General features: G+C 53.6%; 10 protein-coding genes and 1 other RNA gene. 10 read left to right on the plus strand and 1 reads right to left on the minus strand.

Annotated features, from left to right (window positions below; all coding sequences use genetic code 11):
- Positions 1–398: 398 nt before the first annotated feature.
- From glyQ to rnpB, 9 genes are all read left to right on the plus strand, one after another.
- A complete protein-coding gene (glyQ, locus tag NSU14_RS04780) occupies positions 399–1286 on the plus strand; it encodes a glycine--tRNA ligase subunit alpha (RefSeq protein ID WP_039304138.1) in 888 nt (295 codons plus the stop codon).
- Positions 1279–3360 (plus strand): glycine--tRNA ligase subunit beta, encoded by a 2082-nt coding sequence (gene glyS, locus NSU14_RS04785; protein ID WP_340943218.1) that lies wholly within the window; start codon positions 1279–1281, stop codon positions 3358–3360. Before glyQ ends, glyS begins: the two co-directional genes overlap by 8 nt.
- 179 nt (positions 3361–3539) lie before the next feature.
- A complete protein-coding gene (locus NSU14_RS04790; protein ID WP_039304144.1) occupies positions 3540–4013 on the plus strand; it encodes a YaiI/YqxD family protein in 474 nt (157 codons plus the stop codon).
- 24 nt (positions 4014–4037) lie between these two features.
- Complete coding sequence (gene dnaG, locus NSU14_RS04795; protein WP_216626863.1) at positions 4038–5873, plus strand: DNA primase; 1836 nt, start codon at positions 4038–4040, stop codon at positions 5871–5873.
- 40 nt (positions 5874–5913) lie between these two features.
- Positions 5914–7047 carry an RNA polymerase sigma factor RpoD gene (gene rpoD, locus NSU14_RS04800; RefSeq protein ID WP_039304147.1) on the plus strand — a complete coding sequence of 378 codons (1134 nt, stop codon included), beginning with the start codon at positions 5914–5916 and terminating at the stop codon, positions 7045–7047.
- 160 nt (positions 7048–7207) lie between these two features.
- Positions 7208–8032: a hypothetical protein gene (locus tag NSU14_RS04805; RefSeq protein WP_076244084.1), complete on the plus strand. Its 825-nt coding sequence runs from the start codon at positions 7208–7210 to the stop codon at positions 8030–8032.
- Complete coding sequence (locus tag NSU14_RS04810; protein WP_340943223.1) at positions 8029–8817, plus strand: tRNA (adenine(22)-N(1))-methyltransferase; 789 nt, start codon at positions 8029–8031, stop codon at positions 8815–8817. Before NSU14_RS04805 ends, NSU14_RS04810 begins: the two co-directional genes overlap by 4 nt.
- Positions 8793–9908, plus strand: coding sequence for a Nif3-like dinuclear metal center hexameric protein (locus NSU14_RS04815; protein ID WP_042139420.1), 1116 nt, complete (start codon positions 8793–8795; stop codon positions 9906–9908). The genes NSU14_RS04810 and NSU14_RS04815 overlap by 25 nt, the downstream gene beginning before the upstream one ends.
- A gap of 72 nt (positions 9909–9980) precedes the next feature.
- An RNA gene (gene rnpB / locus NSU14_RS04820) (RNase P RNA component class A) lies at positions 9981–10397 on the plus strand.
- 114 nt (positions 10398–10511) lie between these two features.
- On the opposite strand, the gene NSU14_RS04825 is transcribed toward rnpB, so the two are convergent.
- Complete coding sequence (locus NSU14_RS04825) at positions 10512–11726, minus strand: aminotransferase-like domain-containing protein (protein WP_340943226.1); 1215 nt, start codon at positions 11724–11726, stop codon at positions 10512–10514.
- A gap of 95 nt (positions 11727–11821) precedes the next feature.
- Here NSU14_RS04825 and pdxR point away from each other — a divergent pair, with 95 nt between their 5' ends.
- Positions 11822–13264, plus strand: coding sequence for a MocR-like pyridoxine biosynthesis transcription factor PdxR (pdxR, locus tag NSU14_RS04830; RefSeq protein ID WP_340943228.1), 1443 nt, complete (start codon positions 11822–11824; stop codon positions 13262–13264).
- Positions 13265–13270: the final 6 nt, after the last annotated feature.

Here is a 13270-nt window from a genome sequence, read left to right on the forward strand (position 1 = left end):
GTGATTGCTCCAGACATGGAGAGAGTGCAGCGATCGGGAAAGTAATGAATCGATTTGTCGCTTCAGCGAGCCGGGGATAGTGGAAGCCTGGCAGGACAACGTTCATGAACATGGCGCCCGGGAGTACGGAAGCGGCAGAATGAAAAGTGGATTTCGCGTAGCGTAATCAAGTAGGGTGGAACCGCGGGAGAAGAATTCAGGCTCTCGTCCCTATGTCTGTTAATCAGGCATGGGGGCGGGAGCTTTTTTGCCTTGTGGCGGACTTATGAAGGATATACTCTCCATAACCTGCCGCAGGGATACAGAAAGAAGCCGGTGACCGCCTCCATCGCGCAGCAGCAAGAGCCAGTCATAAGTAAAGAGGCAGTACACACTTGTAAAGCGAAGGAGTCGGTAGTATGAACTTTCAGCAGATGATTCTGACACTGCAGCAGTTCTGGGCAGCCCAGAACTGTATTCTCGTCCAGCCGTATGATACGGAAAAAGGGGCGGGCACGATGAATCCCATGACCTTTTTGCGGTCACTCGGTCCGGAGCCCTGGAAGGTCGCTTATGTCGAGCCTTCACGCCGTCCGTCAGACGGCCGTTACGGGGAGAACCCGAACCGCCTGTACCAGCATCACCAGTTCCAGGTCATCATCAAGCCGTCCCCGGACAATATTCAGGAGCTGTATCTGGATAGCTTGAAGGCACTGGGCGTAGATCCCCTGCTGCATGACGTGCGGTTTGTCGAAGACAACTGGGAGAATCCGTCACTGGGCTGTGCAGGCCTCGGCTGGGAAGTGTGGCTGGACGGAATGGAAATCACGCAATTTACCTACTTCCAGCAGGTAGGGGGAATTGAAGCCAGCCCGGTAGCGGTGGAGATTACTTACGGTATGGAGCGTCTTGCCTCCTACATTCAGGATAAGGAAAATGTATTCGACCTGGAATGGGTAGACGGAATGACTTACGGTGATGTGTTCCATCAGCCGGAGGTGGAGCATTCCACGTATACTTTTGAAGTTTCCGATGTCAAAATGCTGTTCACCCTGTTCAACACCTACGAAGAGGAAGCGCGCAGAGCGATGGAGAACCATTTGGTTTTCCCCGCCTATGACTATGTGCTGAAATGCTCGCATACCTTCAACCTTCTGGATGCGCGCGGAGCGATCAGTGTAACCGAACGTACGGGATTCATCACAAGAGTGCGTAATCTTGCCCGCACCGTAGCGGCAACATATCTGGAGGAACGCGAGAAGCTCGGCTTCCCGCTGCTGAAGAAAGAAGGTGCTGACCTTGTCTAAAGACATTTTGTTCGAGATCGGTCTCGAGGAAATTCCGGCCCGCTTCATCCGCGCCGCCATGGAACAGTTGAAGGATAGAACAGCCAAATGGCTCGAAGCCTCGCGGATCAGCCACAATGGCGTTACCGCATTTGCAACACCGCGCCGTCTTGCTGTACTGGTGAAGGATGCTGCTGAGCGGCAGGAAGATGTGAGTGAAGAAGTCAAAGGCCCGTCCCGCAAAATCGCACTGGACGCAAGCGGCGAGTGGAGCAAGGCGGCACTTGGATTTGCCCGCAGCCAGGGCGTTGCGCCGGAGCAGTTTACCTTCAAGGAACTGGCGGGCGTAGAATACATCTATGCCACCAAGAGCAGCACCGGGATTGAGACAGCTTCCCTGCTCTCTGAAGGTCTTACAGGTATTGTCAATGCCATGACTTTCCCGAAAAATATGCGCTGGGGCGCTTATGATTTCAAATTTGTCCGGCCAATCCGCTGGATGGTCGCGCTCTTCGGTCAGGAGATTATTGACCTTACGATTACCGGAGTCAAAGCCGGCAATGTGAGCCGCGGCCACCGTTTCCTCGGAGAAGAAGCAGTTATCGCTGAACCTGCCCTGTATGCCGAAGCTCTGCGCAGCCAGCATGTGCTCGTAGATGTGAAGGAACGCGAAGAGCTGATCCTTAGCGGAATCAACAAGCTCGCCGAAGAGAAGAGCTGGAAGATTGCGATTAAGGAAGATCTGCTCGAAGAAGTGCTGTTCCTGGTAGAAACACCGACCGTCTTGTTCGGTACATTCGACCCTGCTTTCCTGAACATTCCGCAGGATGTGCTGATTACTTCTATGCGCGAGCATCAGCGTTACTTCCCGGTGTTCGGCGAAGACGGCAAGCTTCTTCCGTTCTTCGTAACTGTCCGTAACGGGAATGCCATATCGCTGGACGTAATTGCCAAGGGTAACGAGAAGGTGCTGCGCGCCCGGCTGCAGGATGCCAAGTTCTTTTATGAAGAGGACCAGAAGCTGCAGATTAACGATGCGCTGGCCAAGCTGGAGAATATCGTCTATCACGAAGAGCTGGGCAGTGTAGGGGATAAAGTGCGCCGCATCCGTGCCATCGCTGACCGTCTGGCTGTGAAGCTTGCGCTGCCGGCAAGTGCCGCAGCTGAAGTCAGCCGGACTGCGGATATCTGCAAATTCGACCTGGTTACGCAAATGGTGGGCGAGTTCCCTGAGCTGCAGGGTACAATGGGTGAGGATTATGCCCGTAAGGCCGGTGAAGCTGACAATGTATCCAAAGCGATCTTCGAGCACTATCAGCCGCGTTTCGCAGGGGATGCCGTTCCTTCAACGGAGGCAGGTCTGGTAGTCAGCCTTGCCGATAAAATCGATACGATTGTAGGCTGTTTCTCGATCGGAATCATCCCGACCGGTTCCCAGGACCCATATGCGCTACGCCGTCAGGCGGCAGGAATTGTGCAAATTGTGCTGGAGCATCAGCTTAGTATCAGTTTGCAGGAAATTTTCGCTGCAGCGCTGGAAGTTCATGAAAGTTTACGTTCAGAGAAACATTTCACCCCTGAGCTGCGTATAAACCTTTACGAGTTCTTTGGTCTGCGCGTCAAACGCCTATTATCCGACAACAATGTCCGCTATGATGTTGTGGATGCAGCTATTGCTGCCGGTTTCGATGATATCGTTGACGTAGTAGGCAGAAGTCTTGCGCTTATGAATGCAGTATCAGACGTAGCTGATTTCAAAATCACTGTGGATTCCCTGACCCGCGTCAGCAATCTGGCGGCCAAAGCAGCCGAAGGAACGGTAATCGACCCTTCTCTGCTCAAAGAAGAAGCCGAACGGAAGCTGTATCAGACTTGGCAGAGTATTCATGCTCCTTACCGCGAAGCTCTGGCTGCCTTGCATGCCGCAGAAGCACTGCAGATTCTGTCGGGGCTGAAGGATGCCGTTACCGGATTCTTCGATTCCGTTATGGTCATGGCTGAAGACGAGGCGGTTCGCGCTAACCGTCTGGCACTCTTGTCCGGCATTAACGCGGATTCCAGATTGTTTGCCGATTTCGGCAAGCTGGTGTGGTAATCAAGGATTGAAAATTCAGCTAATGTTTATGACTTATGGTATAGATTGAGGGTTTAGGGTATAAATATACGGAACGGTGCCAATGCGTAAGTTGACATTCGTTCCGTATTTATGCTTTACAAAGAAGGATTTCTGCCAAGCGGAGCGTATATATATTACACGGGAATTTGGTGAGAATCATGGTAAGGTCCCAGGAAAGAAAGATCGTCGTTGATGGGGATGCTTGTCCGGTCAAACAGGAGATTAATACCGTGGCCCGCAGCTTTGGCATACCGGTACTGATGGTTTCTTCTTACGATCATGTGCTCAAAGCTGAGGAAGGTGTCACGGTTGTCCAGGTGGACCGGGGAGCTGACAGTGCCGATTTGTATATCGCCAATCATATTTCTGCGGGAGATGTCGTAATTACGCAGGATTATGGACTTGCGGCGCTGGCGCTGGGCAAACGCTGCAGGGTGCTCTCGAACCGGGGGCAGGAGTATGAGGATTCCAAAATGGATTTTATGCTGGAGGGCAGGCATGCCCGGGCGGTAGAACGCAGGCGAGGCCACTATTCCAAGGGTCCAAAAGCGATTACCGCAGAGGAAAAAATTTATTTTCAACATAAACTGACAAAACTTTTAACTTTTTTGCAGGAGAATGTACAGCTGTAGCGAATTATATTTATTTGTTAAGAGATGAAGGTGGCTAATGTGGCTAGCGGACACGGTAATATTCCGGAAGAGGTTATCGAAAGCGTGCTGGCGCGGCATGATATTGTCGATACAGTCGGTAAGGTTGTCCATTTGTCCAAGCAGGGGAAATATTTATGGGGCCTCTGCCCGTTCCATTCGGAGAAATCCCCTTCCTTCACCGTCACCCCTGACCGGGGAGTTTTTCATTGCTTTGGCTGCGGTATGGGCGGAAATGCCATCAAGTTCAGGATGGAGATCGAAGGATTATCCTTTCCCGAAGCAGTCAGAATAATGGCGGAAGAAAGTGATATACCCGTGCCCGAGGGCAGAGGGGGAGCGCTCGCTCCACCCGATCCAGAGCGGGACCGGCTGATTCAGGCGTATGATTTATCGGCGAAGTATTATCATTATCTGCTGAAGAACACGGAATACGGCACAGCCGCCATGGATTATTTAAGAACCCGGGGTTTCAGCGATAGAATGATTGACCAGTTTCAAATTGGCTATGCGCCGGACCGTTGGGATACACTGCTGCAGTTTCTGGAGAAACGGAGCTTTGATCTCGCCGAGATGGAGAAGGGCGGACTGCTGTCTGCCCGGGGGGAAGGCAAGGGTTATCTGGACCGTTTCCGCGGCCGGGTCATTTTTCCGATTGCTAACCGCATGGGCAAGACCATCGCCTTTGCCGGAAGAATATTCGGTGAGGGGCAGCCGAAATACCTGAATTCCCCGGAGAGCCGGTTATTCAACAAAAGCCGGATCCTGTACAATTTGCACCAGGCCAAAGCATCCATCCGCAAAACGCGGCAAATCGTCCTGTTCGAGGGATACGGTGATGTCATTTCGGCTTGGGATGCAGGTGTGCATAACGGGGTGGCGACCATGGGTACATCGCTCACCGAGGGCCATGTGGCGCTGATGAAAAGCCTGGGGGATGAGATTGTTCTCTCCTATGACGGAGATAAGGCGGGACAAGCTGCCGCACTTAAGGCCATTCCGCTGCTCGAAGAAAGCGGGCTGAGAGTTAAGGTTGCGCTGCTCCCGAGCGGCCTGGACCCCGATGAATTCATCAACCGGCATGGCGGGGACAGATTCAGGGAACAGGTGATTGACTCCGCCGTATCATCCATAAAATTTAAGCTTATATATCTGAAAAAAAACCATATACTCCTAGAGGAAGACGGCAAAATTGCCTATGTCAAGGAGGCTCTGGAGATTATTGCCGGACTCCATTCTTCGACGGAGCGTGAGGTATATCTGAGGGAAATCGCCTCCGAGCTGGAGCTGTCCTATGACAGCTTGAAGCAGGATTGCAATTTACTTCGGGCGTCCATGCAAAAAAACATTCCCGAAGGGGATAATAACGACAAAAGGTGGAATAATGGTAGGCATAAAAAAGGGCAAGTGCAGACACCTACACTGCTGCCTGCTTACCATGTTGCGGAACGGCGCCTTTTATCACTGATGATTCAAGATCCGGAAGCGGCGGCCTATGTGGGCGAACGCCTTGGGGAAGAGTTCAATATTGATGATCATGCGGCAATTGCCGCTTATCTATATGCCTATTATGCGCAAGGCAAACCACCCGGCATCAGCCGGTTTCTATCATCGCTTCAGGATGACCGTCTGGAGAAGACTGCTACGGCGATCTCCATGATGGATACCCCTCCGGACTGGAATACCCAGGTTCTGGACGATTGTATTCGTGAAGTGCAGAAGTATCCTCTGCAGCGCAAAATAGAACCCAAGCGTGAAGAGATGATTCAGGCGGAAAAATCCGGTGACTTTTTGCGTGCAGCACAAATAGCAAGTGAAATTTTAGCCCTAGAGAGACAATGAGACATTGACAGGATGTACCTAGGGAGGAGGGAGTCGAATTATGGCGAACGATCAGCATACTGAACTGGAAGCGGAATTTACTCTGGATCAGGTTAAGGACCAGCTTATTGATCATGGTAAGAAAAGATCATCATTGAACTACAAAGATATTATGGAGAAATTATCGCCGTTTGATCAAGACCCCGAGCAGATGGAGGAATTCTACGAGCAGCTGAGCGATCTGGGGATCGAAGTTGTGAATGAGAATGATGAAGAGGTCAACAGCCTCCGGCCAAGTGAGGATAATGAGGACAAAGACAGCGATGATTTCAGCTTCGACGATGATCTGTCGCTGCCTCCGGGCATCAAGATCAACGACCCCGTCCGGATGTATCTGAAGGAAATCGGGCGTGTTCCGCTGTTATCGGCTGACGATGAAGTGGAACTGGCAATGAGAATCAAGAATGGTGACGAGGAAGCGAAGCGGAGACTTGCTGAAGCGAACCTGCGGCTCGTAGTCAGTATCGCCAAACGTTATGTCGGACGCGGCATGCTGTTCCTGGACTTGATTCAGGAAGGCAACATGGGTCTGATCAAGGCCGTTGAGAAATTTGACCACAATAAAGGCTTCAAATTCAGTACCTATGCTACCTGGTGGATTCGTCAGGCGATTACCCGCGCGATTGCCGACCAGGCACGTACGATCCGTATTCCTGTGCACATGGTGGAAACCATCAACAAATTGATCCGGGTCTCCCGCCAATTGCTGCAGGAGCTGGGACGTGAGCCTTCGCCGGAAGAGATAGCGGCTGAGATGGAACTGACCGTTGAGAAGGTTCGGGAAATCATGAAGATTGCCCAAGAGCCGGTATCACTGGAAACACCAATCGGTGAGGAAGATGATTCGCATCTGGGAGATTTCATTGAGGATCAGGAGGCGCTTGCGCCTGCGGATGCAGCGGCTTATGAGCTGCTGAAGGAACAGCTGGAGGATGTGCTGGACACGCTCACCGAGCGTGAAGAGAACGTGCTTCGCCTGCGCTTCGGACTGGATGACGGACGGACGAGAACCCTCGAAGAAGTGGGTAAGGTGTTCGGTGTTACCCGCGAGCGTATCCGCCAGATTGAAGCCAAAGCACTGCGCAAGCTGCGTCACCCGAGCCGCAGTAAGCGGTTGAAGGATTTCCTCGAATAGACGTATAAGGCCGGACCTTCTGCTGCACGGTGGCAGGAGGTCCTTTGTGTATATTCTGGGGGTCCCCGCAAAGTACCTGAGTCATCATCGAAGCTAAAGCCCCACTGTGTGGGGGTTATGTAACAGGTCAGAGGCAGGATCTGGAAAGAGGGATGAGCCGTTGAATTTGGAGAAACGTGACACTATTTTAAGAGAAATTCAGTACTGGAGAAGAAGCAAGCTGCTGCCGGAGCAATATTGTGACTTCCTGACCAACCTGTATGATGATCAAGCAGAAATTAAGGATAGCAATCCGGTGTCGCTGCGGAATCTCCAACAGGGAAGCATCAAAATATGGCTGTTTGGTTTTGGAATAATTTCCTTGATTTTCTTGATTAGTCTTTATTTTAGCGTTTTTCCCTGGCCTTTGCAACTTGCCACGGCGCTCTGTGTATTAATTGTATGTTATGGCTATTCTGCTATTTATCAGGACCGCAACAAGATGATCAGTCTGGTGCTGGCAGGAATCGGCAGCGTGTTAACCCTTGGGTTCGGGCTATGGTTAATTGCTCTGCATGATCTGGATCCGGACTTTTGGAGACCTTTGCTGATTGCAGCCTGCGGTCTTCTATGGTGTGTACTTGGCTTCTTTTTGCGTATCGGACTCCTTCATTTTTGCGGTTTTGCCTTTTGGGCCCTGCTGTACGCGGGATTCTTCGGCCAGGCGAGGCCGGATGCTTCCATTCTCATGCTGGAACTGCTCTGGCTTCCGCTCTGTGTGCTGATGATCTGGCTCAGCTGGCTTTTGTATCACCGGGTTAGCGGGGTCTCGGGTGTGTACCTGGGCGTCGGCGTTTCACTCTGGCTGATGCCGGAAATCGATGCGCTGTGGCTCAGATCGGGATTCCCGGAATGGACTTCGCTTGTATTAATACTGAAGATCGCTGTTGGCTTAGCGCTGCTGTTCATCTTCAGAAAAAAATGGATAACGTGGGTGGCCTCATGAATAACGTAAACAACGTAAAATTATCAGACCGGCTTCAGCGATTGCTGGAGCAGGTGCCGGAAGGAAGCAGGCTTGCTGATATTGGTTCAGATCACGCCTTGCTGCCTGTTGCTGCAGTGATGAGCGGGCGTGTGCCGTCGGCAATTGCCGGGGAAGTGAACCTGGGACCGTATGAAGCAGCAGGCAGAGGTGTAGCCGAAGCAGGCCTCAGCAAGCAGATTGCTGTACGGCGTGGAGACGGACTGGAAGTGCTGGAGCCGGGGGAAGCAGACTGCATCACAATTGCCGGCATGGGCGGATCGCTAATCGCTGCTATTCTTGAACGCGGCCGGCAACTGGGGAAGCTGGCAGGGGTGAAGACACTTGCGCTGCAGCCCAATGTGGGCGAGGATATTCTGCGCCGCTGGCTGCTTGGTAACGGCTGGGTGCTGATCTCGGAGCATATTTTGGAGGAAGACGGCAAAACTTATGAGATCCTGACAGCGGTCCCTGAAGGCACTGAAGCTGGCCGGACGAATGAACAGCTGTACCGGGAACAAACGCTCGCCGGCGGCAAGGTGGCCCTTGATCAGGGTCTGCTGCTGCAGATGGGCCCTTGGCTGCTGCAAGCGCCGAATGAAGTGTTCATGGCGAAGTGGCAGGGGGAAATCTCTAAGCTGGAAGGTATCCTGACCTCATTATCGCGTTCGGAGCTGGAGGCGGCAGAAGAGAAGCGCAGTAAGATCAGCGCACAGATCAAGCAGATAGCGGAGGTGCTGGAATGTTTGCCAAAGGACAGACTGTAATAGGATATATGGAGCAGCTTGCACCGAAGCATCTGGCGGAGGAATGGGATAATGTCGGGCTTCAACTGGGCAGTCTGCAGAAAGAGATCACAGGCGTGCTGGTCGCGCTGGATGTTAACGACAGTGTCGTGGACGAAGCGATTGCCCAGGGCTGCAATCTGATCATCGCACATCACGCGATTATTTTCCGGCCGGTCAAAGGCATTCTTACAGATACTCCCATGGGCCGGCTGTATGAGAAGCTGATCAAAAACGACATTGCCGTCTATATCAGCCATACCAATCTGGATGTGGCGGAAGGCGGAATGAACGACTGGATGGCGGAAGCGCTGGGGATTGAGAACGGTGCACCGATCAAGGATATTCATACGGAGCAATTGTCCAAGCTCGTTGTATTTGTGCCGAAGGATCACCATCAGAAGGTGCTGGATGCGATTCTGAATGCCGGTGCGGGCTGGATCGGCAATTACAGCCATTGCAGCTTCAACATTGAAGGCTATGGCACCTTCATTCCGCAGGAAGGGACAGACCCTTATATCGGCAAGCAAGGCAAGCTGGAGCGGGCTGAAGAGATCCGCATTGAGACCATTGTGCCGCATCCGATCCGGAACAAAGTTGTGCAGGCGATGCTGAAGGCTCATCCGTATGAAGAGGTGGCTTATGATCTCTATTCCATGGACCTCAAGGGCCGCAGCCTCGGCCTCGGAAGAGTGGGTAAGCTTAAGGAGCCGACCACGCTGGGAGAGTTCGTGGAGACCGTTAAGAGCGGTCTGGATGTCGGCCATGTGCGGGTTGTCGGCGATCTGAACCGTCCTATCCGCAAGGCAGCTGTGATGGGCGGGTCCGGTGCCAAGTATTACAGCAGTGCCATCTTCAAAGGAGCGGATGTGCTGGTGACCGGTGATATCGATTACCATACGGCTCAGGATGCACACCTGGCAGGCATTGCACTGATCGATCCCGGGCATAACGCGGAGAAGATCATGAAGGAGAAAGTAGCGGAATTTCTTGCCGGTAAGCTGACGGAGCATAAGTGCAGTACTGTGGTGCATGCCTCCAAGCTGAACACCGAGCCTTTTAATTTCCTCTAAGCTTGCTGGGCTGCAATTATTTACACTTGTGTCCGCTGGTCCAAGTCTGTATAATATACAATGTTGTTCCGGAAAGTTTGACAGACAATCGCCGGTGTGCGTGAGAACGCCGCGGGAGGAAAGTCCGGGCTCCATAAGGCAGGATGCTGGATAACGTCCAGTCGGCGCGAGCCGAAGGATAGTGCCACAGAAATGGACCGCCGATGGCTGCTTTCGGGCAGCACAGGCAAGGATGGAACCGAGGTGTAAGAGACCCCGAGGAACGCTGGTGACTTCGTTCCTGGTAAACCCCATCTGGAGCAAGACCTAATGAGACGCAGCGTCTTCCCTAACCGGAAGAAGCAGCCTTCGCCTGAGGCGTGTCTAGGTTGGTCGCTGGAGCTGTGCAGTAATGTATGGCCTAGATAGATGATTGTCGCTTATGGTGGGAGGGTAGTTCCCGTTTGAACCACAACGAGCACAGAACCCGGCTTACGGCAAACTTTCCTAACTGACAACGAATAAGCACTGTGCGGTAACTCAATACACATACAGACATTAAGACGGCGGCCTCCTCAGGGGGCCGCCTTTTGTATACAGTTACAGGTAACATCCGGGGGAAGGCTACATAGGAAGCAAACGCTCCTCATACCGGGACATGGCTGTCTCCAGCCGCTGCACCGCAAGCGGCAACAGCTCCGGCCGCGTATGGGTGAAGTTGAGGCGCATCGCATTCTTCAGCGGCCGGGCGGAGTAGAATACCTCGCCGGGAACGAAGGCGACGCCTTGCTCTACGGCGAGCGGGAGCAGCTCAGCGGTATGGATGCGGCCGGGCAGGGTCAGCCACAGGAACATGCCGCCGCGCGGCTCAAGGAAGCTGGCCCCCTCCCAGTTCCGCGAGGAGAGCTCAGCCGAGAGCAGCTTCATCCGTGACTGATATTCACGGGAGATCACTCGGATATGGCCCTCAAGGTCAAAACTCTGTAGAAGCTCATGCAGAGCGCGCTGATCAATGGCGCTGGAATGCAGATCGGCAGCCTGCTTGGCTTTGGCAACGACACGAATCAGTTCCAGGGGCCCGGTGATCCAGCCGGTGCGCAGTCCGGGTGCAACGATTTTGGAGAACGTACCAGTGTAGACCACACAGGAATCCCCGTCCATACTTCTGTCAATGGCGGCGAGCGCAGGCGGATATGCTCCCGGTGTCTCGTCGAAGGCAATCTCGCCGTACGGATTGTCCTCCAATATCAGCACACCGTATTTCCTGCATAGCCCTACAACTTGTTCACGGCGTTCTTTGCTCCAGGTCGCACCTGAGGGATTGTTGAACGTAGGGACGGCATACAGGAGCTTAGGCCGGTGCGTACGGAGCTGTTCTTCGAGATGCTCAGGCAGCATGCCATGTTCATCGCTGTCCACTACGCGGATGTCTGCGCGGTACGAGCCCAGCACCTGCAGGGCAGCCAGGTAAGTCGGGGCTTCCACCAGTACGGCATCACCCGGATCAATAAGTATTCTGCAGAGCAAATCTATAGCCTGCTGGGAACCGGTGGTGAGGAGCATTTCCTGTGCGGACACCTGAATGCCCTGCTGTCCCAATCTTGCAGCGACCGCTTCACGCAACGGAAGGTATCCCTCGGTTAAGCCGTATTGCAGCGCTGAAACATCGCTGGAGAGTACGCGGCTATAGGCATCGCGGACAGCCTCTACAGGGAACAGCTCCTCAGCAGGCAGGCCGCCCGCCAGCGAGATAATATCTTTGCCCTGCGTAATTTTGAGAATGTCACGAACAGCTGAGGACCCCAGGTGGTTCGTCATCTCAGCATAATTGATCTTCATGGTTCATGCTCCCCGCTAATCTGAATTTTGTTGTATCATAACGGTATAGCAGTATAACAGTAAAGCGTTAAATATAACAGTGAGGGGGAAACGGGATGCGTATTGATTTACTCCGAAGCGGCACTAAATCTCTGCCGCAGCAGATCAGTGAGACAATCGCCCAGCGGATCACTTCCGGACTTCTCCAGCCGGGGAGTAAGCTGCCTTCCGTAAGAGGTCTGGCCTCCTCCTTGAAGGTAAGCCAGGTAACCGTCAGCAAGGCTTATGCTGATCTGGAAACCCGCGGCCATATTGTCTGCAGCCAGGGCAAAGGCTGTTATGTAGCGGAGCGGCAGCGGAATTTGCCCGATACTTCAGCCGGATGGCAGGACAGTTATGACGACTACCTGCCGCGGGCACAGCTGTGGCGCAACTTCAATTATTCGGAAGTGAAGTATCCCTTCCATCTGGCAGCAATACACAGCAGCCTCCTTCCGCTTGAACCGATTGGCGCCACTATGGCGGCTCTGGTACAAGAAGAGCCGGAGCTGATGGCCTCCTACGGGAATTTCCAGGGGGATCAGGAGCTGCGGGAGGTGATGCGCAGGCATCTGCAGAGCCGGGGCATAGCGATTGGGTCCAATGACTTAATGATTACCAGCGGTTCGCAGCAGGGAATCGATCTGGTGGCCCGGACCTTTGTCGGTCCCGGGGACACCGTCTATCTGGAGGCACCCAGCTATACGGGGGCCATTGATGTTTTTGCCGGACGGGGGGCAGAGATGATCTTCGTTCCGATGGATGAGCAAGGGATGCGGGTGGACCGGCTTACTGCAATGTGTGACCGCAGACCGCCGAAGCTCATCTATACGAACCCTACCTTTCAGAATCCCAGCGGCGCTACGATGAGCATAACAAGAAGACAGCGGCTGCTGGAGCTTGCCCGCAGTTACCGCTGTCTCATTGTGGAGGATGATCCGTTCAGTGATTTGTATTTCCATCAGCCGCCCCCGCCGTCGATCAAATCGATGGATGGCGCCGGGCATGTAGTCTATATGAAGAGCTTCAGCAAAGTGCTCGCGCCCGGATGCCGGATCGCCTGCGTTGCCGCTGAAGGCAATATCCTGTCCAGGCTGATTGCCGCCAAGTCGTCGAGTGACCTGGGCAGTCCGCTGCTGACCCAGCGCGCGGTATTGCCGTTCATCGACCGTAGGTATGAGGCTTACGCGGCGAAGCTGCGGACCGCCCTGCGCCTTCGCAAGGAAGCGGCGGCGATGCTTCTGAAGCAGTATGCCCCGGCCGGAGTCAGCTGGACGCTGCCTGAGGGCGGCCTGAACCTATGGCTGCAGCTGCCCGAATCCCCCGGGATTGACAAGCTGCACGCGCTGGCTGATCAGGAAGGGATATCCTTCCTACCCGGAGATGTCTGCTATGCCGGAGATACGCCTTCCCGCCATATCCGGCTCTGTTATTCGCAGCTTACGCAAGAAGACATGGAGCGCGGGCTCAGACAGTTCCTGCACCTGCTGGACCGGCATCTGCATTCAATCCGCCAATAAGCCTTC

The sequence above is a fragment of the Paenibacillus sp. FSL R10-2771 genome, from assembly GCF_038000205.1.
GTDB classification, from domain to species: Bacteria; Bacillota; Bacilli; order Paenibacillales; family Paenibacillaceae; genus Paenibacillus_AQ; species Paenibacillus_AQ phytohabitans.

Coding starts and splice junctions, on each gene's coding strand:
- glyQ (WP_039304138.1), top strand. CDS start 399: ATGAACTTTCAGCAGATGATTCTGACACTGCAGCAGTTCTGGGCAGCC.
- NSU14_RS04790 (WP_039304144.1), top strand. CDS start 3,540: ATGGTAAGGTCCCAGGAAAGAAAGATCGTCGTTGATGGGGATGCTTGT.
- dnaG (WP_216626863.1), top strand. CDS start 4,038: ATGAAGGTGGCTAATGTGGCTAGCGGACACGGTAATATTCCGGAAGAG.
- rpoD (WP_039304147.1), top strand. CDS start 5,914: ATGGCGAACGATCAGCATACTGAACTGGAAGCGGAATTTACTCTGGAT.
- NSU14_RS04810 (WP_340943223.1), top strand. CDS start 8,029: ATGAATAACGTAAACAACGTAAAATTATCAGACCGGCTTCAGCGATTG.
- NSU14_RS04815 (WP_042139420.1), top strand. CDS start 8,793: ATGTTTGCCAAAGGACAGACTGTAATAGGATATATGGAGCAGCTTGCA.
- NSU14_RS04825 (WP_340943226.1), bottom strand. CDS start 11,726: ATGAAGATCAATTATGCTGAGATGACGAACCACCTGGGGTCCTCAGCT.
- pdxR (WP_340943228.1), top strand. CDS start 11,822: ATGCGTATTGATTTACTCCGAAGCGGCACTAAATCTCTGCCGCAGCAG.